23 protein-coding genes and 1 pseudogene are annotated in these 25,958 nt (G+C 68.3%); 17 read left to right on the top strand and 7 right to left on the bottom strand.

All coding sequences use genetic code 11. From position 1 onward, the window contains the following. Positions 1-176: 176 nt before the first annotated feature. Positions 177-458: a hypothetical protein gene (locus WME73_RS30715; protein WP_437739941.1), complete on the bottom strand. Its 282-nt coding sequence runs from the start codon at positions 456-458 to the stop codon at positions 177-179. Positions 459-597: 139 nt separating this feature from the next. Next, positions 598-738: a hypothetical protein gene (locus tag WME73_RS30710; RefSeq protein ID WP_437911858.1), complete on the bottom strand. Its 141-nt coding sequence runs from the start codon at positions 736-738 to the stop codon at positions 598-600. A gap of 159 nt (positions 739-897) precedes the next feature. On the opposite strand from WME73_RS30710, the gene WME73_RS30705 reads away from it, so the two are divergent. Genes WME73_RS30705 through WME73_RS30650 form a run of 12 tightly spaced genes read left to right on the top strand, consistent with a single transcriptional unit; the run spans position 898 to position 14,928 of the window. Further along, complete coding sequence (locus WME73_RS30705; protein ID WP_437739940.1) at positions 898-1,347, top strand: hypothetical protein; 450 nt, start codon at positions 898-900, stop codon at positions 1,345-1,347. A gap of 23 nt (positions 1,348-1,370) precedes the next feature. Then, on the top strand, positions 1,371-2,432 hold the full coding sequence (locus WME73_RS30700; RefSeq protein ID WP_437911857.1) for a hypothetical protein: 1,062 nt from the start codon (positions 1,371-1,373) through the stop codon (positions 2,430-2,432). A gap of 9 nt (positions 2,433-2,441) precedes the next feature. Then, the gene (locus WME73_RS30695; protein ID WP_437911856.1) at positions 2,442-4,424 is read left to right on the top strand and encodes a tetratricopeptide repeat protein; all 1,983 of its coding nucleotides are present in this window, start codon (positions 2,442-2,444) and stop codon (positions 4,422-4,424) included. 50 nt (positions 4,425-4,474) lie between these two features. After that, complete coding sequence (locus tag WME73_RS30690) at positions 4,475-5,461, top strand: sialate O-acetylesterase (protein WP_437911855.1); 987 nt, start codon at positions 4,475-4,477, stop codon at positions 5,459-5,461. A gap of 9 nt (positions 5,462-5,470) precedes the next feature. Continuing rightward, positions 5,471-6,928, top strand: coding sequence for an MBOAT family O-acyltransferase (locus tag WME73_RS30685; RefSeq protein WP_437739936.1), 1,458 nt, complete (start codon positions 5,471-5,473; stop codon positions 6,926-6,928). A gap of 9 nt (positions 6,929-6,937) precedes the next feature. Next, a complete protein-coding gene (locus tag WME73_RS30680; protein ID WP_437911854.1) occupies positions 6,938-8,242 on the top strand; it encodes an alginate O-acetyltransferase AlgX-related protein in 1,305 nt (434 codons plus the stop codon). Between the two features lies 1 nt (position 8,243). Then, complete coding sequence (locus WME73_RS30675) at positions 8,244-9,203, top strand: NAD-dependent epimerase/dehydratase family protein (protein ID WP_437850618.1); 960 nt, start codon at positions 8,244-8,246, stop codon at positions 9,201-9,203. Further along, positions 9,204-10,247: a TolB family protein gene (locus WME73_RS30670; protein ID WP_437739933.1), complete on the top strand. Its 1,044-nt coding sequence runs from the start codon at positions 9,204-9,206 to the stop codon at positions 10,245-10,247. Then, complete coding sequence (locus tag WME73_RS30665; RefSeq protein ID WP_437739932.1) at positions 10,244-11,323, top strand: NAD-dependent epimerase/dehydratase family protein; 1,080 nt, start codon at positions 10,244-10,246, stop codon at positions 11,321-11,323. Before WME73_RS30670 ends, WME73_RS30665 begins: the two co-directional genes overlap by 4 nt. Then, positions 11,320-12,039, top strand: coding sequence for a glycosyltransferase family 2 protein (locus WME73_RS30660; protein ID WP_437739931.1), 720 nt, complete (start codon positions 11,320-11,322; stop codon positions 12,037-12,039). Before WME73_RS30665 ends, WME73_RS30660 begins: the two co-directional genes overlap by 4 nt. Continuing rightward, positions 12,026-14,071: an alginate O-acetyltransferase AlgX-related protein gene (locus tag WME73_RS30655; RefSeq protein ID WP_437911853.1), complete on the top strand. Its 2,046-nt coding sequence runs from the start codon at positions 12,026-12,028 to the stop codon at positions 14,069-14,071. The genes WME73_RS30660 and WME73_RS30655 overlap by 14 nt, the downstream gene beginning before the upstream one ends. Beyond that, on the top strand, positions 14,068-14,928 hold the full coding sequence (locus WME73_RS30650; protein ID WP_437739929.1) for a transglutaminase family protein: 861 nt from the start codon (positions 14,068-14,070) through the stop codon (positions 14,926-14,928). The genes WME73_RS30655 and WME73_RS30650 overlap by 4 nt, the downstream gene beginning before the upstream one ends. Positions 14,929-14,958: 30 nt before the next feature. Here WME73_RS30650 and WME73_RS30645 read toward each other — a convergent pair whose 3' ends face one another. The 4 genes from WME73_RS30645 to WME73_RS30630 form a co-directional block, all read right to left on the bottom strand. Next, positions 14,959-16,722: a recombinase family protein gene (locus tag WME73_RS30645; protein WP_437911852.1), complete on the bottom strand. Its 1,764-nt coding sequence runs from the start codon at positions 16,720-16,722 to the stop codon at positions 14,959-14,961. Further along, positions 16,719-16,907: a hypothetical protein gene (locus WME73_RS30640; protein ID WP_437911851.1), complete on the bottom strand. Its 189-nt coding sequence runs from the start codon at positions 16,905-16,907 to the stop codon at positions 16,719-16,721. The genes WME73_RS30645 and WME73_RS30640 overlap by 4 nt, the downstream gene beginning before the upstream one ends. Positions 16,908-17,616: 709 nt before the next feature. Then, complete coding sequence (locus WME73_RS30635) at positions 17,617-18,351, bottom strand: hypothetical protein (RefSeq protein ID WP_437911850.1); 735 nt, start codon at positions 18,349-18,351, stop codon at positions 17,617-17,619. A gap of 136 nt (positions 18,352-18,487) precedes the next feature. After that, entirely contained in the window at positions 18,488-19,708 is a 1,221-nt protein-coding gene (locus WME73_RS30630; RefSeq protein ID WP_437911849.1) for an RNA polymerase sigma factor, read from the bottom strand. Positions 19,709-19,928: 220 nt separating this feature from the next. On the opposite strand from WME73_RS30630, the gene WME73_RS30625 reads away from it, so the two are divergent. From WME73_RS30625 to WME73_RS30605, 5 genes and pseudogenes are all read left to right on the top strand, one after another. Next, positions 19,929-20,804, top strand: coding sequence for a tetratricopeptide repeat protein (locus WME73_RS30625; protein WP_437911848.1), 876 nt, complete (start codon positions 19,929-19,931; stop codon positions 20,802-20,804). Next, positions 20,801-20,983, top strand: a complete 183-nt coding sequence (locus WME73_RS30620; protein ID WP_437911847.1) for a hypothetical protein — start codon at positions 20,801-20,803, stop codon at positions 20,981-20,983. The genes WME73_RS30625 and WME73_RS30620 overlap by 4 nt, the downstream gene beginning before the upstream one ends. 31 nt (positions 20,984-21,014) lie before the next feature. Then, positions 21,015-22,136: a hypothetical protein gene (locus WME73_RS30615; protein WP_437911846.1), complete on the top strand. Its 1,122-nt coding sequence runs from the start codon at positions 21,015-21,017 to the stop codon at positions 22,134-22,136. Between the two features lie 115 nt (positions 22,137-22,251). Next, entirely contained in the window at positions 22,252-23,367 is a 1,116-nt protein-coding gene (locus tag WME73_RS30610; protein WP_437911845.1) for a hypothetical protein, read from the top strand. Positions 23,368-23,723: 356 nt separating this feature from the next. Further along, positions 23,724-24,809, top strand: a pseudogene (locus tag WME73_RS30605) (DUF6544 family protein); the annotation flags it as partial. 70 nt (positions 24,810-24,879) lie between these two features. Here the strand turns inward: WME73_RS30605 and WME73_RS30600 are convergent. After that, complete coding sequence (locus WME73_RS30600; RefSeq protein WP_437917446.1) at positions 24,880-25,833, bottom strand: hypothetical protein; 954 nt, start codon at positions 25,831-25,833, stop codon at positions 24,880-24,882. Positions 25,834-25,958: the final 125 nt, after the last annotated feature.

Genomic DNA, 25,958 nt, shown 5'->3' with positions numbered 1-25,958 from the left:
CCGGGCGTCGGGCCTCCACGCACCGTTCATCTCCTCGCGGCAGCGCGTCTCGACCGTCATCGTCCCCCCGGAGAACAGGAGGAGATTGTACTGGAGCGGGTATCCCGGCACCCATTGCCGCGCGGGCGCGCCGAAGGTGCCGGCGGAGACGATCTCGAGCCGCCTTCCGCCAGGGCTCATGTCGTACCGGTAGAGCTGGTTCTCGGCCCGGTGGACGTGGCCATGGAGCGCCACGCGGAAGCCGGCCACGGTGCGATGAAGAAGCTCCCGCCGGCCTCCGTGATGAGCTCATCGCGACGCGTGAATCGGATGTTCGCCGCTTGCTCTCCTTTGATGATCAGCTCGGCGATCTTGACGTCCTTCTGGCGATCCATCTGGATGATCCGGAATCGACCCGAGAGGTCGGGCAGCGCCTCGGTGAACGAGCTGCCGATCGGGTTGATCCCGATGAGGGTCACCTTGGCCTAAGGCCGCTCCTGATCCGCGAGGATCTTCATACGGCAGCCGGCGCAGAGCGAGACAAGGGACGCGTCGGCGTGCCGCGGGCACACGTCGCCCTCCGGGCGTTGATCTGGCCCGGGATGTTGTCGCGATGCGCTACGTGGCGTCGCCGAGCGCCTTTTGGCGCAGCACGGTGCTCTTCCAGTACGGCGGTCCCCGGTCGGGTGAGCGACAAGGAACGTCGGTCGGCTCGCCGAGCGCGGAGAGGAAGCGGACGATGCTGCTTGGCTCGGTCACCGTGGCGGCTCTCGCGCACCCCGCCGTGAATTACCAGTGCTGCCCTCACGGTGGAAAGATGCCGACAGCCTGGAGCGATCTCCGGCGTGGGTTGCGTCATTTCGAGAATCGGCGCTTGCCTTGTTGCAAGGTCGACCTATCTCGCCCTATTCTGCGACGATGATTCATTCGAGCCGACGCCAATTTGGTCGCCAAGCGTTTATGAGCATGCTGCTGCTCGCGATAGCCGGTGTCGAGCGGAGCGCCCGGGCGGACGGGGTGGCACCCCTGGAATTGACGGCAAAGCTCGTTGAGATTCCCTCCAAGATGCCCCCCGATGACCTGTACGATTACGCCTACGTGATGCGCTACCAGGTCCAGGGCGGGGCGCTCGACAAGCAGTTCATCCTTGTCGCGCACTACAAGCCGCTCGTGCCGCGCTCCAAGATCAAGGACAAAATGAAGGAGCAGGTCGGCGGCAAGCTGCGCAGCTTCAACCAAGGCGACGTTCACAAGATGAAACTGACGGCTGATCTGAAAGCCATCTGGAAAGGTGCACTCGTAGACGAATATGCCGCTACGGATCGCGGGAGCGTCCGCTATTGGTGCCTCCAAGTCGACCCAGCTTGACCTTGCGCTCGGGAGAAACTCGATTGAACTTCAGACGACTACGTGTCCCGGGCGCCTGGCTGGTCACATGTGGTTTGGCCGCGGTCGCCAGCTTTCCGTTCATTGCGGCCGAGCGCGCGGCTCGGCAAAACGATGTGCGAGTGGCCCGCCTGGAGGCGACTCTCGGCGAGCGAGGCGACGCGCTCGCCGAGCTCGGACCAGCGCTGTCTTTACGAGTTTCACGGTTGGAAGGCCTGCTCTCGAGCTGGGAGACGATCGGCGGCTGCGGAGCCGGTAGCTCCACGGGCGCGGGGGGCGGAATCAAGTGGATCGGCCGCAGCGTGACCGGGGGGCTATTTGAGCTGCAGACACTCGGCACGTACACGCATCTGGACGACGGCTACAACCTCAGCTTCAGTCCTCAAGTCTCGCGTAATTTGAGCGAGAAATGGAATGTGGGGCTCGTGGTTCCGCTGCTCTACAAGTACTACCGCGACTACTACGGCCTGCCCGTGGACATCTCGAACTCCGGCGTGGGTGACGTCGCGGGGTTCGTCACGCGGCGCTTCGGCGAAATCAACTCCACCAGCCTGACGTTGCTGGTCGGTGTCCCGACCGGCGTGCACGACGCCCAGTACAAGAACGACTATCTCACGCAGGAAAAGCAGCTTGGCCTTGGCAAGGTGAGCGGCAGCCTGACGCTCGACCATACGATCGACAAGACGTGGGGGCTGATCGTGCTGGGCGGCTCGTTCGGCTACCGCGGCGGGGAAAACGAGCTGGGCAACTACCGCGCACCGGCGGCCGCGATCTACGGCTACTCGGGCTATTTCTGGGGGCCGTTGGTGCCGTCGCTCGGCCTGTCGCTGTCGCATTTCTTCGGTGCGGATCGTGACCGTGGGCTTGACCAGGAGGTGCAGCTGTGGGCAGTCACCGGCACGCTGGCCGTGGAGTGGTCGAACGCCTGGCTGGCGATCTTGGGGGGCGTGTCGCTGCCGCTCGGCTGGGACACGCGCGGAGTTGTCGACGGCGCCGCCAACAGCAGCCAGGGCGTGGGCCTGCAGCCGTGGACGGCAGGCATCGGCTTCACCGTTTCACCGTTCTGAGAAGTGGTCATGTTGCCCGTCGCCGCCCTGCTCCGCCATCGCACGCCGCTCGTCGCGGCGTTGCTCGGCCTGGGTGCGGCCTCGACGGGGCTCGCGCCTTCGGCCGACGGCGACATCTGGTGGCACCTCGCGGCAGGTCGCGAGATGGTCGCTCGGCGTGGGCTCCTGTTCACCGATCCCTTCTCGGTCAGCGCGCAAGGGCGTGCCTGGGTCGACGTGCACTGGCTCTTTCAGCTTGCGGTGTACGCGGTGCACCAGGCGGTCGGCCTCGTCGGGCTTGTTTTGGTCAAGTGCGCGCTGATCGGCCTGGGCGCGGGCCTCCTCTACTTCGCGCTCGAAGCGCGGCGCGGCTCGTGGGCGAGGGGGCTCCTCGTGACGTCGCTGGTCGGCGGGCTTCTGGCGGCTCGCTCGCTCTTGCTCGTCCGGCCCGTGATAGGCACGCTCGTCCTGCTCGCGTTCTTCTGGTTCGCGCTCGAGCGCTTTCGGCGCGACGGCCGGGTCCGGCACCTGCTGCTATTGCCCTTGGCGCAGCTGGTTTGGGCGAATTTCCAGGGCCTTTCGGCGCTTGGCCCCGCGGTGATCGCGGCGTACGCGGTGGCGGCGCTCGGCTGGGCGAGCTTCGGCCAGACGCGTGCGTGGCCATTTGCGCGCGAACACGCTGGTGCGCTGGCACCGTGGGCGCGGGTACAGCAGCTGTTCGCGACGCTGGGGGGGTGTTTGCTGGCGACGTGTCTCACGCCGTTTGGCTTGCGCGGCGCAGCGTTGCCGGCGCTACTGCTCGGGCGCTTGTTGCCCGGCGAGCACCAAGTCTTCGCCCACGACGTGGCGGAGAACCTACCGCCCTTCGAGCTCGAACGCCTGTCAGACGGCGAGTTCTGGCACTTCAAATGGTGTCTGGCGCTGCTCGCTCTGTCCGTGCTCCTGGCCGGGCGCCGCTTGAGACTGAGCCATGCGCTGCTGCTGCTCGGCTTCGCGGGGCTGGCCTTGATGAGCAACCGCAACGTGCTCCTGCTGTACTGGGTCGGGGCGCCGATCTTCGCGGTCAATCTGGCCCCGGCGCTCCGGCGGCTTTGTGTCTCGAGCTTTCGCCGCGCGGGCGTGCGCGCGGCGGTGGGTCTCAACGCGGTGCTCCTGAGCGCGCTGCTGCTCGTTTCGGCATCGGCGGCGGCGCGCGAGCCGCCGCTGGCGGATCCGAGCCCGTTCCGGGTGCCGGCCGAAAGCGCTGTGCGCCTCGACGCGCTGCCCGGGGGCGACGTCTTTGCGGCCGATCATTACGGAGGCTACCTGATCTGGCGGCTCTATCCGCGGTTTCGGCCGTACATTGACACTCGGCTCGTGTTGCGCACCGCCGACGAGTTTGCCGAGTACCTGAGGCTTGCGGACGAGCCAGAGCGTTTCGAAGCTTTTCAGGCGCGTCATTCCTTCGCCTACGTGGTCTTGCCGGTGATGTTCCCCGAGCGCTACCAGCGCTTGATTGGCCACCTCTACGCGAGCGCTGATTGGAAGCTGCTCTACACGGACGGCTCGGAGGTGCTGTTTGCTCGCCGCGACCTTACGCTCGGCGTCGCGGAGCAGCCGTTCCGTGAAGCCAGCGAGACGGACCGCACCTTGGTCCAGCTGGGGCAGCGCTTCGCGGATTCCCCAAAGGTGCACGCCGCGGCACGTCTGAGCCTGGCCACGTTGCACGGCGTGCTCGGTCAGCTCGAGCAAGCGGAGCGTACGCTCGCGAGCCTCGACACGCCGCAAGCCCGAGCCCTCGAAGCGCGTCTTCGCTTTGCAGCGGGTGAGCTCGATGCCGCCGAGCGGCTCGCCCGGCAGAGCTTGGTTTCCCAGGACGACGACGTCGGGAGCCTGAATCTCATGGCGTTGATCGCCCTGCGAAGGGGCGAATCGGCGCAAGGCCTGGGCTTTCTACGGCGTGCCTTGCGCGTCCGGCCTTTCGACCCCGAAGCGACGCGGATCTTGGTGAACTTGGAGGAGAGTCGACGATGAAAACACTTCTCAACGTGAGCCTGTCCAGGTCTCGGTGGGCGCTCGTTTCCTTGTTCGCGCTGGTCGGCGGGCTCGCCTGCGGGGTCGCCGAGCACCCGCACGACACGCAGGCCGTCGGGACGGGCGACGACTTCGGGGCATCGAGCGGCGCTGGAGCGGCGACCACTACGGGTGGAGCTTCGGTCGGCGGTGCCATGACTGCGGCGAGTGGGAGCGGTGGCGGCGGGAGCAGCGGGACCAGCGACGCGGGGTCCGGCGGTGGGCCGGCGCCTTCGGGCGTGACCATCAACCTTGGAGGCGTTGACGTTCCGAGGGAGCACGCGATCGCCTTCATTCACATCGGTCACTCCAACATGGCCGGTCGCGCCACGAGGCCCCAAAGCTCACGCCCGTTCCATTTCACGGAGACCCATCCGCACGCCTTCATGTACCACCCTGGCTCGGCGCCGGAGCTCGCGATCGAGCCGAAGACCGCGGGTGACACTGCCGCCGGCGGGCCGGGTACGGCGCTGGTCAAGGAAGCCGCGATGCTCGCGCCCGACTACTATTTCATCTCGCTCGGGTTTGGGTGGCCCTCGGCCTACTGCTCCCAGTTCATTCCGGGCGGCCTCTACTACGACAAGCTGATCGCCGCACCGAAGGCCATCAAGGGGCGGGTGACCTTTGGCGGCATCTTCATCTATCTCGGGATCACCGAGCGACACGGCACTGCCGCCGATCGCTCCGGTTTTCCCGAATGCATCAATACTCTCGTGACCGCCATTCGCAACGACATCGGCGAGCCCACGCTGCCTGCATTGATGAACGACTACGAGGTGGAAAGCTCGGGCGAGTTCGTGGTCGGCGGCGCCGTGGCGAACGCCATCCGTCCCGAGATCGAAAGGTGCCCGAGCGTGGTGTCGAACTTCACGCTCGTCTCGGCCGAGGGCGTGGGCATGCAAGACGACCATCACTTCAATTTGGACGGCCATCGCACCTGGGTGCAGCGAGCGCTCGCGACGATGAAGGACAAGGGCTGGCGCCCGTGGGCCCCGTGAGCCGCTGATATGGTCTTTTCCAGCCATATCTTCCTATTCTACTTCTTGCCGCTGGTACTGGCCGCGTACTACGCCCTGCCGGGCCGGGCCCGCACGGCCCTCATCGCCGTGTCGAGCTACGTATTTTACGGCTGGGCGAACCCGAGCTGGGCCGTGATCATGTTCTTCGGCTCGAGCGTCGACTACGTGTGCGGCCTCTTGCTTCTGAAGATGTCACGGCTGCCCGACGTCGACGGCTTACCGCCCGTGATTGGTCCCGAGGTCGTGCGGACCCGCCAGATGAAGCTGGTGCTGGCGACGTCCATCGTCACCAACCTCGGGATGCTCGCGGTGTTCAAATACACGGGCTTCGTCGCCGAGAACATCAACGCGCTTGGCGCGCTCTTCGGCAGCTCGACGCAGATCGTGCCGGTCTTGCACATCGTTCTGCCGGTGGGCATCTCCTTTTACACGTTCAAGGCGATGAGCTACGCCATCGACGTGTACCGCGGTGACGCCCGACCGATGCGGCGCTTCACCGACTACATGTGTTTCGAGGCCTTTTTCCCCGACTTGGTGGCGGGCCCCATCATCCGTTATGCGGCGCTCGAGGAACAAATGCGCGTGCGCCAGCACACGCTCGAGAAGTTCGCGCGCGGCGTCGCGTTCTTCTCGCTGGGAATGGGTAAGAAGATTCTGCTGGCCAACCCGATGGGGCACATCGCCGATACGGCGTTCGCCGGTGGCGCCAAGCACTTCTACGACGCGTGGTTCGGGCTGGTCGCTTACGCGTTCCAGATTTACTTCGATTTCTCCGGCTACTCAGACATGGCCGTGGGCTTGGCGCTGATGCTCGGCTTCGTGCTGATCCAGAACTTCGACTCACCCTACAAGTCGCGCAGCATCACGGAGTTCTGGCGGCGCTGGCATATCAGCCTGTCCACGTGGCTGCGCGACTATTTGTACATCCCGCTCGGTGGCAATCGCAAAGGCCCCCTGCGCACGTACGCCAACTTGATGGTTGTCATGTTGCTCGGTGGGCTCTGGCACGGTGCCAGCTGGAACTTCGTAATCTGGGGCGGCATTCACGGTGGCATGCTCGGGGTGGAGCGCAGGCTCGGTAAAGCTCATCCGCTGCGCCGCCTGCCACCTGCTGTCGGCGTCGCCTTCACCTTCTTGATCGTGTGCCTGTCGTGGGTGTTCTTCCGCGCCAAGACGCTCGATCAGGCGGTGACCTACCTGGGCTCGCTGTTTGGGCTCGCCGCCGTTTCGCCGGCGGCGGACGTCGTGGCGGGCGCGCTCCACCCGCGGTACTACGTGGGGCTATTCGCCTTGGCCGCGGTCGTGATCTTCGGCATGCCCAACAGTTGGGAGCTCACGCGGCGCTTGTCCTTGCCCCGTACCGCGTTCGTGGCGGCCACGATGGTGCTCGCGACGTTGATGATGTGGACGCAGACCATCAACCCGTTTCTGTACTTTCAGTTCTGAGGCCGCGCGATGCAAAGTACCTTGCCTCCCTCGTCCTCCGCCATCGAACGCAGTGGCGGTCCGACCGACCCCACAGGCGACGAGCAGCTGCGCCGCGGTATCATCGCGACCGACGTGAGTCGCGGCGCGGCCTGGCTGCTCACGCTGCTGTTTCTAGGGGCGATCTACGCTGTTCCGCTGGCGCAGGCCTACCTCGAGAAGCGCGAGGGTGAGGAATCGCCTCTCGCGGATCTGGTGCGCCGCCCACCGACGGCCGAGAACCTGCGTCAGCTCGAGAAGGGCATCGAGGATGCCTCGTACGCCAAGTCCTGGGTCCAGCCCCGCGTGCAGCTGCTGCTCACTCGTCTACGTGTGGGCAACAAGCTCGCGGTCGTCGGACACGGCGGCTGGCTCTATTACACGCCCGGTGTGCTGCACGTCAGCGGGCCCGGATTCTTGGAGCCCGAGGTGCTGCGGGGCCGCGCCAGGGAAGCGCTCGACGCAGGCCAGGAGCCCATCCACCCGGATCCGCGACCCGCCATCTTGGCGTTCCAGCGAGCGCTCGCGCAACGCGGGATTCGCCTCGTGCTCCTGCCGATGCCGGACAAGGCTGGGATCGAGCCGGGTCCACTTCTTGGGCGTGATGGGCGCGTCGAAATGGCGCAGAATGTCGACTACGACCGCTTCTTGAGCGAGCTTCGAGCAGCCGGCGTGGCCGTGCTCGACGCGCGCCGCAGCGTGCCTGAGCCCCGTACCGAGCCGCTTTTCCTGGCTCAAGATACGCATTTTACGCCCGGCTACATGGAGCGCATCGCCGCCGACCTCGGCCAGCTTGTGATCGGGCTCGGGGTATTGCCAAAGCTGGCAGAGAAGCCCGTGCTGCACGGCGTTCCGCAGCCGGCTTCGCGCGTCGGTGATCTGGTCGACATGCTCAAGCTGCCCGACGATCAGAGCCTGTTTCAAGCGGAGAGCGTGGTCGTGCACCAAGTGCAGGACGCGGCCGGCGCGCCCTGGGAGCCTGACGAGAGCGCCGACGTGCTCCTGCTCGGCGACAGCTTCACCAACATCTTCACGCTCGAGGGAATGGGCTGGGGCAATGCGTCCGGCCTGGCCCCGCACTTGGCCCTGGCGCTTGGTCGCCCCATCGACGTGATCGCGCAGAACGACTCCGGTGCTTTCGCTACGCGCCAAGCGCTCGCGCGCGAGCTGAACGCCGGCCAAGATCGCCTGGCGGGCAAGCGCGTGGTGGTCTGGGAGTTCGCTGCGCGCGAGTTGTCGGTCGGAGATTGGATTCCGCTGGATTTCCCGACTCCCAAGCCTGCGGGGGCTCCGTAGGATGCCGACAGCCCTGGTTACCGGCGCCGCCGGCGTGATGGGCGCCCGCTTGACGGCGCGGCTGCGCATAGCGGGCTGGCAAGTGCGAGCGCTCGTGCTGCCCGGTGATCCGTTGCGAGCGCGCATGGATGCGCTGGGCTGCGACGTGCGCGAAGGCGATATCAGCGATCCGAACACATTGGCCGGCGTGTGTCGCGGCGTCGACCTCGTCTACCACTTGGCCGCCATCATCATCACCCACGACCCCACGATGTTTCAGCGCGTCAACCGCGACGGCACGGCGCACCTTGTCGCGGAGGCGCGAAGAGCGGGGGTGCCGCACTTCGTGTACGTCTCGTCGGCCTCCGTCGTTTACCCCCGTCGCACGCGCTATGCCGAGTCCAAGCTCGAGGCCGAGCGTCTCGTCCAGGGCTCAGGGCTCGCCTACACGATCGTGCGGCCCACGCTGGTTTACGAGCAGGGCGGCGGTCAGGAGCTCCTGATGTTCCTCGACTACTTGCGGCGGTTTCCGGTGGTGCCGTTCATCGGCGCCGGGGGCGCGCTCAAAAGGCCCGTTTGGTCCGAGGATGTCGTCGACGGCCTCGTGCGGCTCGCCAATGCGCCGATCGCGCACGGCAAGACCTACAACTTCAGCGGCGCGGAGGTGATTTCGATGCGCGAGCTCGCGGAGCTGCTGCTGCTTCATCACGATCGGCCTCGGCCCTTCTTGCACCTACCGGTGTGGGCGTGCCGGGCGCTAGCAGCCGTGCTCCCCGTGTTCATGAAGCGGCCCCCGCTCACCTCGAGCGCGATAGCCGGCGTCGTCAACGACGCCGATCTCGACCCGACCGAAGCCATGAACGACCTCGGCTACGCGCCGCTCGGCGTGCGCGCTGGGTTGCGTCACTGTTCTCCTTCACCCGCCGTCGAGGCGGCCACCCTCGCACCCCGCGCGAGTGAAGCTCGAGAAAGGACAAATTAGATGAGCCTGCGTTTCCCACTGCGGCAAATTGGTACTCTGTGCTGCTCGGCTGTGCTCGGATGTTCGGTCTTTTCGGGCGAGCCCCCGAAGGGTGCCGACGAAGCCCCGCCCGCGGAGGACGTCGCGCTGATGCGCGAGGTCGGCGAAAAGGCCAACGGCACCATCGTCTGGTCCAGCTCCCGCGTGGGCAATCACGACCTGTTCACGATGAAGACCGACGGCTCGGACGTCAAACAGATCACCAAGGGCGACGAGGTCGACTGGTTCCCGAGGTTCTCTCCGAGCGGCGCGCAAATCCTGTTTTCCCGCAGCAAACAAGGCTGGGTGAGCGAACGCGACGCCAACGCCAGCGACAAATGGGACATCTACACGATCAAGCCGGACGGCTCCGAGCCGAAGAAGGTCGTCGAGAGCGCGAGCTGGGGTAGCTGGATTTCGGAGGATGAGATCCTGTTCGTACGCGGCACGAAGGTCTTTCGCAGCAAGCTCGGCAGCGGCGCAGAGACGCAGTTGATGGACAGCGAGGGCGTATCCGATCTGGACGGCGCCTTGCTGCAGCAGCCGGAGCTTTCGAGTGACGGCAAGTACCTCGCCATCACGCTGCGCGGCTCGAAGCGCGAAACCGGCATCTGGAACATCGCCAAGAAGGCCTGGACCCAGACCGGGCTGGGCTGCCAGGTGAACTGGACGCCGGATCACACGGCCATCTACTGGGTTCACCCAACCGGGAACGGCGATAGCCGGGTGCTGCGCATGCCGATCGATAACGGCACGCCGCCGGAGGACGTCGACTTGGACAAGCTCCAGTTCATGGACTTGCCGGGTCGCCGCTCGCACGAGTACTTCCCGCAGCTGTCGCGCGACGGCAAATGGATGGTCTGGGGCATCACCCAGCGCGGTCACGACCACGACACCGCCGACTACGAGATTTACCTGTGGGAGGTGGGCACGCCGCCCGAAAAGGCCGCGCGCCTCACCTACAACTCGGCCAATGATCGCTGGCCCGACGTCTTCATTCCGTCGGCCGGGAGTGGCTCACCGTGAGGGAAACGCGCATCGCCGTGGTCGGCGCGGGCGGCTTCATCGGCTCGCACCTGGTGCCGGCTTTGCTTGAGCGCTTTGCCTGCCAGGTCGACGCCGTCGACGTGGATTTGACCAAGCTCGAGTGTTGGGACCCGCGCGTGCGGCGCATCGAGGCGCGCGTCGAGGCGCCGGGGCTCGTCGAGGACGTGACCGAGCGCTGTCAGGTCGTGATCTCGCTCACGGCGCTTTGCAACCCAGCCCAGTACTCGACCATCCCGCTGGAGGTCATCGACGCCAGCTTCACGCACCTGTTGCCGCTCGTGAAACGCTGCGCGGAGCGCGCCGTGCGCTTGATTCATTTCTCGACCGCCGAGGTTTACGGGCGCACCGCGCTGGACGCGCAGGGGCTGCCGACCGCGCGTATGCACGAGGACGACTCGTGCTTCTTGCTCGGCCCCGTGGGGCGCGAGCGCTGGACGTATTCGTGCGCCAAGCAGCTGCTCGAGCGGGTGATCTGGGCGCACGGTCAGCACGGCGCGTTGCCGTTCACGATCATTCGGCCCTTCAACACCATCGGCGCGCGCATGGACTTCCTGCCCGGCATCGACGGGGAGGGGACACCCCGCGTGCTGGCCTGCTTCATGAGCGCGCTGCTGCGAGGGGAGCCCTTGCCGCTCGTGGGCGGCGGCGCGCAACGGCGGGCGTTCATGGATGTGAGCGACATGGTCGAAGCCGTGTGCCGCGTGCTCGAGCGGCCGAAGCAGAGTAGAGGTCAGATCTTCAACATCGGTAACCCGGACAATGACGTCAGTATCGCGGAGCTCGCTCGGCTGCTGGCCGACGCTTTCGCTGAGCGGTTACCCGAGCGTGCGCCTGCCCAGTTTCGCGCGGTGTCGGCCGCCGAGTTCTATGGCCCCGGCTACGACGACACGCAGGAACGCATCCCCGACGTTCAGAAAGCGCAGCGACTGCTCGGTTGGAAGCCCCGGCGACGCCTGGCCACCTCCTTGCCGCCGATCGTGCACGACTACGTCGAGCGCTACGGCGCTCGCGTCGCAGCGGCATCCTCGCTCTCCCAGCTCGCGAGCTCCGCATGAAGGTAACGGTCGTCATCCCTGCGTACAACGCTGCCCGGCACATCGAGTCGGTGCTGGAGCGCGTCGGCGGCTTGGCTTCGTCGGGGCCCACCCACGTGGTGGTCGTCGACGACGGCAGTCGCGACGACACGGCCCGTAGGGTCGAGCGCCACAGCTCGTCGGCGTTTCGCCTCAGCTTGCTCCGGCGGCCCAACAACGGCGGTTACGGTGCGGCGATGAAAGACGGTCTGGCCAAGGCTTGCGCCGATGCGCCGGATCTGGTCGCCTGTATCCACGCCGACGGTCAGTATGCGCCCGAGGCCTTGCCCGGGCTGATCGGGGAGCTTTCGCGTCGCGGGCTCGATCTGCTGCAGGGCTCGCGCATCGCTGCGGGCACGGCCTTGCAGGGTGGTATGCCCCTCTACAAGTACGTCGGCAATGCGCTGCTGAACCGCATCGAGAACCGGACGCTGTCGCTTTCGATGACTGACTACCACAGCGGCTACCTGCTCTATGGGCCGCGCGCGCTGGCGCTGCCGTTTCACGACTTGTCTGACAGCTTCGATTTCGACTTGGAGGTCATCGCCTCGGCGCGGGCACGTGGGCTTTCGGTCGGCGAGGCGCCGGTGCCCACGCACTACGGGGACGAGGTCTCGCACCTGAACCCGCTGACGTACGGGCTCCGGGTGCTTCGAGTGATGTGGAACTATCGTCGAGGTCGCTATGACGCAGCGTAAGCGCGCTCTTGGGTTTTGGGGCTTGCTCGCCGCCGCATCGGCGCTTGGCATTGTTGCTTGTCACGCCGGGTCTGCGAAGCTTCCCTGGGGTGATGCGAGAGAGGGCACGCGCGTCGAGCACGCTTACGTCCATACGCTGAACGAAGGCTATGCGCGAACGCGCTCGCAGGTCTGGGTGCGTGAGGTGGCACGCCCGACGCGCGCCGCGTTGGACTACGCCGCCTATCACAGCAACTTCATGATCGCCGACCCGGAGCCAGAGACGCCCATGTCGGCCGCGGGCACGCCCGATACCTCGCGCGCGTTCGCGGGTCGGCTCGACCAGGGCAGCCTGACGAGCGATCTCGCGAAGACGCCGCTCTCGCCGGTCGAGCAGCAGCAAGCGCTGGCGTTCGCGCCGCTGTCGGAGTTTTTGCAAGCGCACAAGGTAGCGGGGGCCGAAGCGCTGGCCGAGGTTGGCTCAGCCGTGCGCAGCGAGCGGTGGGGCCTGCAGCTGCCGCCCGGCTCCTCCGGCCAGCTGCTGAGCGAGGTGTTCATTCATCAGGCCGCGTCGGGCGCAGTGGAGTTGTGGGCCAAGGTAGAGTTTCAGCCTTGGTTCAAGCCTTTTGCGGGCTCCGCCGATCAGGACGGGGACGGCTTTCCCGAGCTCTATGGCCGAGTGGCGCCTGGCGTCGTCACTCCCGTGCTTGTGGCTGCGATTCAGAAGGACTACGTGGCGCCGGTGCTGTCGCCGAGCGAGGTGAAGGCTTGGGCGAACCAACTCTCGTCGTATTGGTACCCGTCCTTCAACACCGATCTCATGCCGGTGGGACCGAGCTTTCCGGACGCGCAGACGGAGCCCTACATCAAGCAAGAGCTGGGCGGGCGCGCTTTTCCGGCGCCGACCATCGTGCTGCGCGGCAAGCCGCAAGGCAAAGCCACGTACAACGTCTTTCTGGTGCGTGGCGAAGGCGCGGCGCTCGCGGCCGCTGCGCCCGCGAAGCCGGCGCTTCGGCTAAGCAAGACACGTCCGTCGCCGAATCCCGCGCCGGGGCTCGAGGCGGTGCAGCGCGAGCTGGCCCAGGCGGGCGGCTCTTGGCCGATGTGGATGGCCAAGCTCACGCCGACCCATGACGCCCTGAAGAAACGGCTCAAAGGCATGCCGCCGAAGGTCAAGGCGCTGGCTGGGCGAGATGGCTTTCTGTTCTACCGCAACGACCTCGAGTACGTCAGCGGTGGTGATCTCGAGCAGCAACGCAAGGGAAAGAACCCGCTGCCGGTGATCCTCGAATTCAAGAAGCTGCTCGACGAGCAGGGGGTCGACTTCTTGTTCGTGCCGGTCCCGACGAAGCTCGAGGTGTATCCGGAAAAGTTGGACCCCGCTTTCTCAGCGCTCTCGGGCCAGGTCATCAATCCGGCTTTCCGCAAGCTGATCGAAAGGCTCAGCAAGGAAGGCGTGGAGATCGTGGACCTGCTGCCGGCATTTCTGCAGGCAAAGGTCACGAGCGCAGCGGGGCCGTTTCTGTTCCAGCGCCAAGACACGCACTGGACCGACCGTGGGCTGCGCTTGGCCGCAGACCTCTTGGCCACCCGCGTGAAGAAGTACCCCTGGTACGCCGATCTCGCCAAGCAGAAGCGCGCTTACGACTTGCGCGAGACCAGCTTCACCCGTTTCGGCGATCTGCATTCGCGACTGCCGGAAGCTGAGCAGAAGAAATACGCGCCTGAGACGCTCGTGGCGCACCGGGTCGTTGCCGACGGCAAGCCGTACGACGACGACCCGGATAGCCCGGTCGTGCTCTTGGGCGACAGTTTCACCGCCGTCTATCAGCTGACGGACGCCGAGCACGCTGGCGTCTCGGCGCACCTCGCGCGTGGCATCGCGTATCCGCTCGACTTGGTCATGAGCTACGGCGGCGGCCCCAACGTGCGGCAAAAGCTTCTGCGTCGCAGCGTCGAGGCGCTCGGCACGAAAAAGCTGGTCATCTGGATGATGACGGCGCGTGATCTCTACAACTACTGGGAAGACTGGGAGCCGCTGAAGAAGCCATGAAGCGCCGCTCGCTCCTGCTCCTGCTCTTGCTCGCGGGCGGCGGCTGCTTTCGCGTTCCGCGCCGAGAGCTTGCGTTCGGCCGCGCCCTGATCGGCCTGGCCCGTGACATCGCGTTTGTCGACGAGAGCCAGGTGACCTGGAGCCTGACGGAGCTTTCGCGTCTCGTCGACGAGGCGGAGAGCGCGCTCGCTTCGTCGCCCCAGCGCTCGCCTGCTACGGTGTTGAGTGAGCTCTTGTTCGGTCGTTGGAGCTTCGTGCGCGAAGTGGCCGACACGAATCTAGCCTTCGTGTGCCTGCCCGGCGTGCTGGAGCGCCGCCGGGGAAGCTGCGTTGGCCTTGGTACCTTGTTTCTCGCGCTGGCTGACGCGCTCGGCTATTCGGCGTCCGGGGTGATGATGCCTGGGCACTTCTACGTGCGGGTGCAGGAACAGGGCGGCGCGCGCAACGTGGAGCTGCTGCGCGCCGGTGAGGCGATGCCGGACGCGTGGTACGGCCAGCGCTTTCCGGTACCGGGCGGCTCGGCGCGCGAATACGCGCGTCCACTCAGCCAATCCGAGGTGCTGGGCGTCGTCGAATACAACGTCGGCAACGAACGGCGCCGGCAGCTACGGCTGACCGAAGCGCGAGCAGCGTTCCTCCGCGCCACCCGCGTCTTTCCGGAGCTGTCCGAGGCCCACGCCAGCCTTGGCGCCGTCGAACAGCTGCTCGGTAATCTCGAGAGCGCGGAGGCAAGCTACCGTCGCGCTTGCAACGCCAATCCGCACTTGCCCGGCATCGAGCAGAACCTTTCGCTCTTGGCAGCGGAGCGCACGACCGCGACGACTCCGCGGGCGTGCCCACTGCCGCCGAGCTACTGATTGGCGAGGGGATCTCGGTGGGGCGTGTCGTCAAAGCGTCGCGAGCGCCCCGAATCGTCGCTCGCCCTCCCTCGAGATCCTCAAGGATGCCTCGGTCGGGCTCGCTAGCTTCGGGGCGCTCGCGACGCTTTGGCGCCACGGACTCAATCGACAACCCGGGGACCCGGCCGATGAGCTGGACGGCGCGCTCGGATCCACGTGGCCGCCGCCCGGACGTCCGCCAGACGAGGGCAACCGGTACACGACCGTCGCCTGCTCCTCGTCGATCTCCACCCGTGCCACCAGGGTTCGGATCAACTGACGGCGCCCCTGCCAATCGAGGTGCTCCAGACCCCGCCCAACGCGCTCGGCGAAGTCTTGCAGCCGCGTGACCACGGCGCTCAGGACCGCGTTCTGGGAGAGCCTGTCCTCGGCTTCCTTGACGGCCTGCTCTGCCCTTCGGATCTGTTCGCGTAGGCGCTCGGCGCGCGGCAGCAGCTCCTCCAAGCAGATCGCGCCTGCCTCGTAGGCATCCAACAGCCGTTTGAGGCTGCGCTGGTGGTGGACGACCCATCGCTCGGCTTGAGCGCGCTCGAGCTGCGCATCAGCCGCAGCGCCATCGGCGGCACTGCGGCGCAGCCACTCCTCTTCGAGTCGTTCGGGCTCTTGCAGCACCTGCCGCACCGAATCCCAGACCTGCGCGTCCAGCATCTCGGCGCGTACCGAGGGGTTGTTGCAAGCACGGGCAGTTCCGTGGCGCACCGCTTGCACACTGGTGCAGCTATAGTAGCGGTAGATGACGGAGCTCGACGGCTTCGAGGCCGACCGGCCGCAGAAGGCGTAACCACAGCGCGCGCAGACAACGAGGCCCTGCAGCAAGTAGCGTTGCCCTCGCGCGTGCCGCTGCGACAGCTGCTTGTTGCGCATCATCTGCTCGCCCGCGGCGGTAAAGACCTCGGCCGACACGATCGGCGGCACCGGGATCGAGATCCACTGGTCGGCCGGTCTTCGCCGATGTGTCCTTGCACCGCCGCGCGCTATCCGGGGCTTGCTCCGGCGAGGCCGGAGCGGCCGCGACTCAACCGACTCGCGCTTGCCGTAGGCCGCTTGCCCCATGTAGGCCGGATTGCGGAGCAGCTCGTGCAACCTTGACCCTCTCCAACAGCCACCCCTGGGCGTCGGGATCTGCTGCGTGTTGAGCCTGCGCGCGATCGTCCGCAGAGGCGTCTGCTGGTGCACGAAGGCGTCGAAGATGGCGCGCACGACGTTCGCCTCCGACCGCACGATCTCGTAGTGCGCCGGCTCGGCGTCCGAGCGACGCACGTAGCGGTAGCCGTACGGAGCGGTCGACAGCGGGTTGACCATCCCTTGTCTGGCCCGGTGCAGCTTCCCGCGACGGCATCGCTCCGCGAGCCGCGCTCGCTCGTACTCGGCGAGCATCCCCTGAACCTGAACCAGCAGCTGGTCCTCCGCGTTTACCCCGGACGCGCCTTGCAGAAACACGATCGAGACGCCGCGCGCGGAGAACTCTTCGAGCAGCAGCACCTGGTAGGCGTAGCGTCGCGCAAGTCGGTCGGGGCTGTGGACGTACAGCACATCGACCACCCCCTCGGCGATGCGGTCGCGAAGCCGCTCCAGCGCCGGCCTGATCAGCGTTGCGCCGCTGCACCCATCGTCGACGTGCACGTCTGCCGGCAAGACGTGATGGCCGTCGGCCAAGGCTCGCTCCTTCAGCGCCGCCACCTGGCTGTCGACGGTGGCCTGCCTGGTCTGCCGATCCGACGAAACACGCGCGTACAGCGCGACCTTCTTCATGCAGCCTTCCCTCCCTTGCCACGCGATCGAGGCACCTCGGTCGGCTGTCGCCGCGCCAGCGCGTCGACCTCCGAACGCACCTCGCGCCGGCTCGGCGGCACCACGATGGCGTAGGCCAGCTTCAGCTGCTCCGCCGACCGGTGCGTGGGCTCAAAGGTGACCTCGATGCGTCTGCTGCGCCGCATGCCGCGCGGCCTAGCAGGCGCGCCACGCGCAGAAGCCAGGCGACGTGATGCGTCCCGGCTCAGCCACCGCCCCCTGCCTCAGCCGCCAGGCTTCCGAGCTCGGCAAGCGCGTGGCGACCTACAGGACGAGCGGGCGACCGAAACCCGCCACTGGAATTTGTCGATTGAGTCCGTGCCGTCTTGACGACACGCCTGGCTGCGCTGGGCGCGGGCCGATGCGCTTACGCCATGGACTTGCGGACGCGAGCGAGCACCCCTGCGTAGCCCAGGTCGAGATCGGCCGCCGGTTGCGCGGGAGCGGCGCCAGCGCCTCGAGGTCCACGGGGAGCACCGCCGGCCGGAGGAGAACGGGGATCACCCGGGTGCCCTCGAGCTTGCGCCGCTGCTGCGCGAGCCCGATCCACGCCTCTGTGTCCTCCGCTGCGAGGAAATCCGAGCTGATCAGCAACAAGAGGATGTCCGCGCCGCCTTGAAATCGTCCTCCCCGGCGCGCTGTAGCCCGCTTCAAGGCTTGAGACGCCCGACTCGGTCGCCCAGCCGGCGATTTCAAGGCTTGAAACGGTTCCCTCGGCCGCCGACTCAGCCGTCTCAAGCCTTGAGCCGCCCCTCTGGCCGCCCGAGTCGGCCGTCTCAAGCCTTGAAACGGCTGACTCGGCGACCGAGTCGCCCGCTGCAAGACTTGCATCAAGCCTTGCAGCGGGCCGCGGGCTCACGCGTCCGGCGAGGCCCCCGGCTGGGCGGACGGCGCGGGTGCCGGCGCGGCCGGCTGGCCGGGCGGGAGGGCGTCGCTGACGCCGGTCGCGCGGTGGACCTCGGCCAGGTCGTCGAAGATGAGCGGCAGGAGCTCGGGCTTGCCCAGGTGGGCGAGCAGCCCGCGCACGAGGCTCTTGTTCGCGTTGTAGACACCCAGCCAGGCCTCGCGCGCGGTCGACACCTCGGGGCCGAGCTCGAGCCGCTCGACGCGCGTGGCGCGCTGCTGCCGCTCGAGGATCCCGAGCTTCTCGTGCACCTCCCTGAGCTCGGTCAGCCATGCGTCCGCGCCGCGGACCTTCTCGCGCTGCCTCTCGAGCTCGTCGGCGATGTGCCCGACGGCGGCGGTGAGCTTGGTGATCCGCCGGCGCGCGAGGACGCTCGGCATCTCGCCGCGGAAGAACAGCCTTGGATCGACCGGCCTCCCCTTGAGCGAGTCGAGGTACGAGCCGAACCGCACGATGACGTCCCGCGCCTCGTCGAGCACCTCGGCGCTGTCGAGCTCCGGCGCCGGCTTGGGCTGGCGATCGAGGAGCTCGGACATCGCCTGATCGGCGAGGAGCTGCTTGCCCATCGCGAACTCGACCATGCCGTCGAGGGCAGCGACCTTGCCCATCAGGACCGCGGCCATCTGCTCGCGCGCGAACTTGCCATAAATCTTCGTCTCGAAAGGATCGATATAGGGGTCTGCCATAGGCGCCTCCTTGGGTTGAGCAAAACGCGCTGATGTTGGCAGAGCGCGAGGGGCCATGGCAACGACTGACGGGCTCAACGGGACGGAATGGCACGAATCGGACGCTCTCCGCGGCTGACCGGGCCGCGACCGCGTATCAGTCGCGGTGCGCCGCCGCCCGCAGCCGTCGCAGGAGCTCCTCGCGATCTCCTGCGTAGGCGCCTCGCGGGAAGTCGCGCCGGTGTTGCTCGAGCAGGAGCCGCACGGCGTCGTGGCGACCGGCGGCGAGCGCCGCGAAGGCCTGCCGGATCAGCCGGGCCTCGGAGGAGGGCAGTTGGATGCGTTCGCCCCGACGAGGGCCGGGCGGGTATCGCGGGCTCGCCGGGTCGCGGCGCGCGGTCGTGAGGGCGCCGCTCACGTCGCTTTCAGCCCGCTCCTCCGAGGGCACCTCCGGGCCCGAGGGGACGGCGCTGCCGCGCTGAGCGGGCCATGCGGCCTGCGGGGAGCGAAGCGCGAGCGCATGGGCGCTCGGCGGCGGGATCTCGCCGCGCCCGCCGGCGGCCAGCAGGACGAGCGCGCCCGCCGCAACGCCGGCTGCGGCGCTGGCCGTCGATCGGCGGACGGCACGTGGGGGTGCCAGCGACGCGTTCCACGAGCTCGCCGCCGGGCGGGCCGCGCCGTGAGACAGCGCGCGCCGGAAGGCGCGGCGAGCCAGGCCGAGCAGCCGCCGCAGCCGGCCTCCGTGGAGCGGCCCCGACGAGGCGCGCGCTTCGGTCGCGCCGAACGCGAAGGCGAGCGGCGCAATCAGGGCGCCACGGCCGCGTCTCCGCGCTCGCCAGCGCCGCGCGGCGGCGTCGAGGCTCAGCCGCGCGAGCCGGAGGTCGTTCCACACGGTATTGCGTGGCATCGCGAGCTCCTCGGCGATGTCCTGGACCGCCTCCTCCTCGAGGTCGTGCGCGACAAGGATCGCGCGGCGCCGCGGAGGGACCTCCTGGAGCAGACCCGCGAGGATATCGCTCTGTTGCGCCTCGATGAGCCGTGTCTCGGAATCCGGCGCTCGGCTGGAGAGGCCTTCCAGCGCCTCCTCCGGCCACAGCTCTTCGTGCCGGCGATGGGCGCGATTGCGCTCGTTGGAAGTCAGGTTGAACGCGATCCGCAGGAGCCAGGTGCGCACGCTGGCGATGCGGGGATCGTACCGGGGCAGCGACCGCGAGGCGCCGTGGAAGATCTCCTGGACCAGGTCGTCTCGATCCGCGCCGCGGAAGCCCTGCCGCTCGACGTAGCGGCGGACCGTCTCCAGGTGCTCGGCCATGATCGCCTCGATGGTGAGCGGTGCTTCCGCGGCGGTGCTGTCGGTTTTGCGAGACGATTTCCCCATGCCTGCGTAGTTACCTGGCGAGCTCGTTCGACATTTGAAAATCGGCATGTCGGGCTGAGCCGAGGCAGGCCTGTCGCGCGAGCGCTCGGCGCGCAGCGCAGCAGGGCCAGCATTCTCGCGGCGCGACCAGAATTGCCTGACGATCGTGTCGATTCCGTCACTTTCTCCGGACCAAGGCGGCTTGACCGAAAAGAGACTCGCCGCGTAGTATGCCGCGGAGATGGCGTCCACAGGACGGTTGCTCCTCGCCGTGGTCGCCGCAGCTGTCGTGTGGAGTCGCGCGGCGGTGGCCGTCGGGGAGGAGCCTTCTGCTGGACCGTCCGGAGCGGTCACGATGCGCTCCGAGGCCGAGGCGGCGTTCGCGCGGGGCGAGAAGGCGCGGCGCGCGGGGCGGTGGCAGGACGCGGAGGCGTCGTATCGCGCGGCGTGGAAGGCGGATCCGCGGCCGGAGTTCGCGGGGGAGCTCGGGCTGTCGGAGCTCGCGCTCGGGCGGTCCCGGGACGCGGCGGAGCACCTGCGGGAGTCGCTGTTGTATCCGGAGACGCTCCAGCCGGCGGTGCAGCGGCGCTTCCGGGCGGGGCTCGAGAAGGCGGAGCGCGAGATCTCGTCCGCGACCGTCGCGGTGAGCCGGCCCGAGGCCGAGGTGTTCATCGACGGCCGGTCGATCGGCCGCGGACAGGGGATGTACTTCGTCTATCTCGATCCGGGGCGGCACGAGGCGCGTGGCACGCTCGAGGGGTATGTCGACGAGGTCTATCCGTTCGAGGCGCAGCGGGGGAAGGAGTCGATGGTCGGCCTCCACCTGGAGCCCGAGCCCCCGCCGCCGGTCGCGCCTGCGCCGGTTGCGCCTGCGCCGCCCGCGGCGCCCAGGGGGCCGTCGGCGGGAACGGTGTTCCGCGTCGGCGGGTTCGCGCTCGCGTCGGCCGGGGTCGCGCTGGGGACAGGCTTCGCCGTGGCAGCGGCGGTGCGCGGCGGTGCGCGGCGGTGCGCGGCGGGGAGGCGGAGGCGCAGGCGGCCCAGATCCGCGAGCGCAACGGGGCGGCGGCGTGCTTGTCCAAGGCATACGCCGAGCCGTGCGGTGTGCTGCGCGAGATGATCGACGCGCGCGACACGCTGAAGGCCGCCGCATGGGGGAGCTTCATCGGCGCCGGCGTCGCCGGCGCGGTCGCGCTCTCGTCGCTCCTGTGGGCGCCGGAGCCGGGAAAGCGCGCTGTGCGCGCGGCGCCGTTCGCGGCTGCGCATGGCGGGGGCGTGATCTTCTCTGGCAGCTGGTGAGGCTGCGCCGGAGCCGGAAGGAGCGGTGCTGATGCGGAGCGTGCGGCAGAGAGGGCTGGCAGGGCTTTGGCTCCTCGGCTTCGGAGGGGTGGCGGCGGCCAGCGGGTGCGGCGGCGCCGGGGGGTACGACTGCGCGGAGGCGGTCGCGTGCGAGATCCGGAACGACGACGGCACCAGCAACGGGCACTGCTGGGGGCAGTGCGTCCACGCGCCGCCGGACTCCTTCGGCGCGCCGAAGCTCGTCTGGACGGGGCCCGAGGTGCTCGCGCCGGCGTCGTGCGCCGAGCTCGTGCGGATCGTCCCCGGGACCGGCGAGCGGATCCCGCTCACCGACGCCACGCGGACGCTCTTCGCGCGGGCCGTGCCGGAGCCGGCGCACGGCTGCCCCGCCTGCGCGTGCACGGCGCCGGCGTGCGCGCTCCCGCAGACCGTGACGGCGAGGTCGATCGAGGCGTGCGGCGACGGCAGCGCGGGGACGCAGACGTCGTTCCTTCTGCCGGCAGGCTGGGACGGATCGTGCATGTCGCCCGGCACGGTGGCGGCGGAGCAGCTCGGCTCGCTCTCGATCGGTCCGGCGATCTGGGAGCCGTGCACGCCGATCGTGGCCGACGAGCCCCCGCAGCCCCTCTCGGGAGGCGTGGGCGAGGTCGCCGTCGGGTGCAGCGGTGTGGTGGAGGACGAGCTGTGTCCGGGAAAGGGGGAGCTCTGCATGCTCGAGCAGCAGCCGGCCCATCTGCCCGACGGCTGGCGCCACTGCATCGTCGGGGATGGGGATCTGGGCTGCCAGCAGCCCGAGGGAGGAGCGGACCCTCGGAAGATCTTCTCGGACAGGGTGGGGGTGTTCTATGTGAACCTGGAGACCACGCCGGGTTGCTCGCCGTGCACCTGCGAGGCGCCGGCGACGAGCCGGTGCGAGGCGCTCGTGGTCGCCTGGGAGGATGCCGCTTGCAGCGACATCCTCCTCGGCGTCGATGTGAACGAGCGTGGGATCTGCCTGGTTCCTGAGCCGACCTCCAGCTTGGCCAGCGTGAGCGCAACGTGGCTCTCGAACGAGCCCGGGACGTGCAAGCCGACGCGCGGTAAACCCGACGACAAGGTGGACGGCAGGGCCAAGACGGTCTGCTGTCTGCCGAAGGTGCTGGAGGCGCCGTGACGGCCTGGTCGAGAACACCGGCGCGCGGCGGGCGCACCGCCCGCGGCAGGAGCCAACCGAAGGTTCGGGGTATGCGGGCTCCTCGGGAGCGCGTGGGGAAGGCGGTGAGGTCGCGATGAGGTGGAACAGAAGGTGGTGGCTCCTGCGCGCGTTGATCACGCTGCCGCTGGGGGGCCTGGGCGGCGCGCTGGTCGCGGGCGGCTGCGGCAGCGCGGAGCCGCCGTGCGGCTCGCCGTGGAATCCCTGCCTCATCACCAACGAGGACGGCACGAGCAACGGCGTCTGCGCCGGGAAGTGCGTGATACAACCGATGGACAGCTTTCACAAGCCGATGCTCCTGTGGATCGGAGACGCTGACGACCCCGAGCCGGCGTGCGAGGACCTCACCGGCCTCGACCTCCAGAGCCGCGATACGGTGCAAATCGCCTCGAGGACGTCCTTCCGGTTCCGGACGCTGCTGCCGGGCGACGAGCCCTGTCCCAAGTGCATTTGTAGCGTTCCGTACTGCTCCATGCCGGAGATCGTTGCGGCGCACTCGGATGCGTCGTGCGAGAACACCCCTGCGGAGACGCTCAGGCCGTTCAATCCGCCGTGGAACTGGCAAGGCGAATGCACGTCTCCGGGGACCGTGCCGGCAGAGGAGTTCAGCGCGATCTGGATCGCGCCGGGGCCGGATGGCTCGTGCACGCCGTCCACCGTGGGCGAGCCCTCTCCACCGAATAGCCCTGCGAAGATCGCGGTCGCGTGCAGTGGCGTCGTGACGAGCAACCGGTGTCCGGAGATCGGCGACGTGTGCATGGTCGACCAGCAAGAGACCAACGTGCCCCCCGGGTGGCGGTACTGCATGATCTCGCAGTACGAGGGGCCTCACGAATGCTATCCGCCCGCCGGTCCCGGGGAGCGGCCCAGGTTCTCGGACAAGCTCACCTTCTATGATCGAGACCTTGAGCGGAGCTGCGAGCCGTGCGTCTGCGTGCCCAGCCGCACGCCGAGGAAGTGCGTCGCGCGGGTGAGCGCCTACTCGGATCGCGCGTGCAGCGAGGGCGCGCTCCTCGGGACGACGCCGGTGACGGCCGGCGGGGCGGATCGGTGCCTGCTTCCCGAGGAGGATGGTGCGGCCCTCGGCAGCATCCGCGCCGAATGGGACGTCAACGAGCTGGGGCTCTGCGAGCCGGCCGGCGGCGAGCCGTACCCGACCACCGTCTGCTGCCTGCCGGAGCCCGAAGGATGACGCGGCCGTGAACGGCGACGGCCACGCGGACGCGGTCCTCTTCAATCCTACCAGGCTGCACGCCTAACGCCTCGATTGGGAGCTTCGTCGGCAGCGTCCGCAACACCTCGTCGAAGTCGAGCCCAACAGGTGCAGCAGCGACGGCGAACGGGGCGCGCAAGATCTGCGTGGACGATGGCCGGGCTGCGCTTCTCGGCGCTCGGTTCCGCGCGAATCGACCGCGCCCTCGGCGTCGCTCCCGGTTTGGCACGCGGGCTGCAAATGCAAATGAAAAAGAGCACGTGAGAGACGGAGTCGGCTGCAGGCGACCAATCGACGGCTGGGCGCAGCAGGCGACTCCGGGAAAGAGACACGTCATGCGGCTCGGATTGGCCCTCCTGATCGCGCTCCACGGCGCGATTCACCGCATCGGATACCGCGAGTGGTCGAAGCTCGCTGCCGGCGGTCAGCCGAGCGATCGCACGCTCGTGCCCCTCTCTCCCACGGGAAGCCGGATCTTCGCCCTGCTCTGGCTCGCAGCGCTTCTCGTGCTGCTCGCGGCGGCAGTGCTCTGCGTCCTGCGGCACGACGCATGGTGGGCGCTGGCGCTCATCGGCGTGCTCCTCTCTCAGGGCCTCATCGTCCTCGCGTGGCCCCAGGCGAAGTTCGGGACGCTCGTCAACGTGCTCCTCCTCTTGCCGATCGTGTCCGCGGCCGCACACGCACGCTTCAGCCATGAGGTCGATTCGGAGGTCCAAGCGCTTCTCGCGCGCCCCGCGGAGCCGCGCGCTTCCAGCGTCGAGCCCTCCGAGCTCGAGCGCCTGCCCGCGCCGGTGCGCACCTGGCTCGAGGCCTCGGGCGTCGTCGGCCGGGAAAGGGCTCAGACGGTCCGGCTGAAGCAGCGCGGCGAGCTCCGGACCAGCCCCGACGCCGCCTGGATGTCCGTGGAGGCCGAGCAGTATTTCTCCGTCGACGAGCCTGCGTTCGTCTGGAAGGTCACCACGAAGATGATGGGCATCCTCCCGATCGAGGGCCGCGACAAGTACGCCGCCGGCAACGGCCAGATGCTCATCAAGGCGGCGTCGCTCGTCAACATCGTCGACGCGGCCGACGAGAAGATCGACCAGGGCGCCATGCTGCGCTTTCTGGGCGAGATCGTCTGGTTCCCGTCAGCGGCGCTCCGCCCCTACATCGCGTGGGAGTCGATCGACGCGACGAGCGCGAAGGCGACGATGCGCCACGCAGGGAAGGTCGCATCGGCGGTGTTCACGTTCGATCAGCAGGGGCGCGTGGTCGGGCTGCAGGCCGAGCGCTATCTCGGCGGCGGCGCGGACGCGAAGCTCACGCCCTGGTCCGTGGCGTGCTCGGAGTGGGGCACGTTCCGGGGCATCCGGATCCCGAGTCATGGGGAGGTCCTGTGGAAGCTCGAGAGCGGAAGTTTCAGCTACTACCGCTGGGAGATCCTCGACGTGGAGCACAACCCCGCAGGGCTGTACCGGGAGAGCGGCTCCCGCACGGAGCCCCTGCGCCTCGCTAGAGCGGGCGGCCGATCCGGGCGCGGATCTGCGCCCGGACATCCTCTGGAAGCGAGCGCAGGTAGTCGTCGGGCAGCAGCCGCAACGTCTCGTCAGGCACGAGGAGGAGCCGCTCCTCGGGGGTGAGCCCTGCGACGCGCTGCTCGGGCGGAAGGCCGGCGAGTCGCTGCTCGGGCGGCATCCCGGCGAGCCGCTGCTCGGGCGGAAGGCCGGCGAGCCGCTGCTCGGGCGGAAGGCCGGCGAGCCGCTGCTCGGGCGGCATCCCGGCGAGCCGCTGCTCGGGGGTCAGCCCCGCGGCCCGCTGCTCGGGGGTCAGCCCCGCGGCCCGCTGCTCGGGCGGCAGCGCCGCCAGCAACTCGTCCACCGGCAGCGCCGGCAGAAGCGTCTCGATCGGCAGCTTCTTCAGCAGCGTCCGCAGCACCTCGTCAAAGCCTTCCAGCTCGCGCATCGCCATCGCGATCTCCTCCGCACCGACCTGCTCGGCCAGCCAACGGCGCGCCTCGGCCGTCCGCGCCGTGCCGTGACCGAGCAAGTGTAGCAGATCGTCGCCCTCGGCCTCGGCCACCGTGGCGAGCTCGACCACGTACAGCGCGAACGCTGCTCCCTGGAGCTGCCAGTAGCCGCCGGCGAGGTCGCGCCAGACCAGCCCGAGCGCCGCGACATCGGCGTCGAGCGAGCGCGTACGCGACGGCAGCAGCAACACGCCGGCCAGGTCGCGGCGCGGTCCGAGCCGCTTCCCAGCGCCCGCGTAGTGCAGCGACAGGTAGCCCCAGAGCCGGTCGAGGTCGCGGCTGCGGTAGGTGCGCCGGACGCTCTTGAACTCGACGATCGTCTCCCTGGGCAAGAGCGACCAGAGCCTCCGCAACGTGCCCGCCGGCTCGCGGACCTCGCCCGGCGCGTCGTTGCGCAGCAGGAGGTAATCGGCCCGGGGCGGCTCCGTCGACAAGGGCACCTCGCTTTGGATCTGAAAATGGCGCGGGCGGCGCTGGCGCAGCAGCGCGTGCCACGCGGTCCGGGTCGAGCCCATAGCGCCCTGTACTGGCAACTCCGGTGCAGGACAAGAGAACATGAGCACGA

The sequence above is a fragment of the Sorangium sp. So ce302 genome, assembly GCF_051530145.1.
GTDB lineage: Bacteria > Myxococcota_A > Polyangia > Polyangiales > Polyangiaceae > Sorangium > Sorangium cellulosum_B.
The sequence above is the reverse complement of the archived record's forward strand: the minus strand, read 5'-3'. Positions and strand labels throughout refer to the sequence as shown.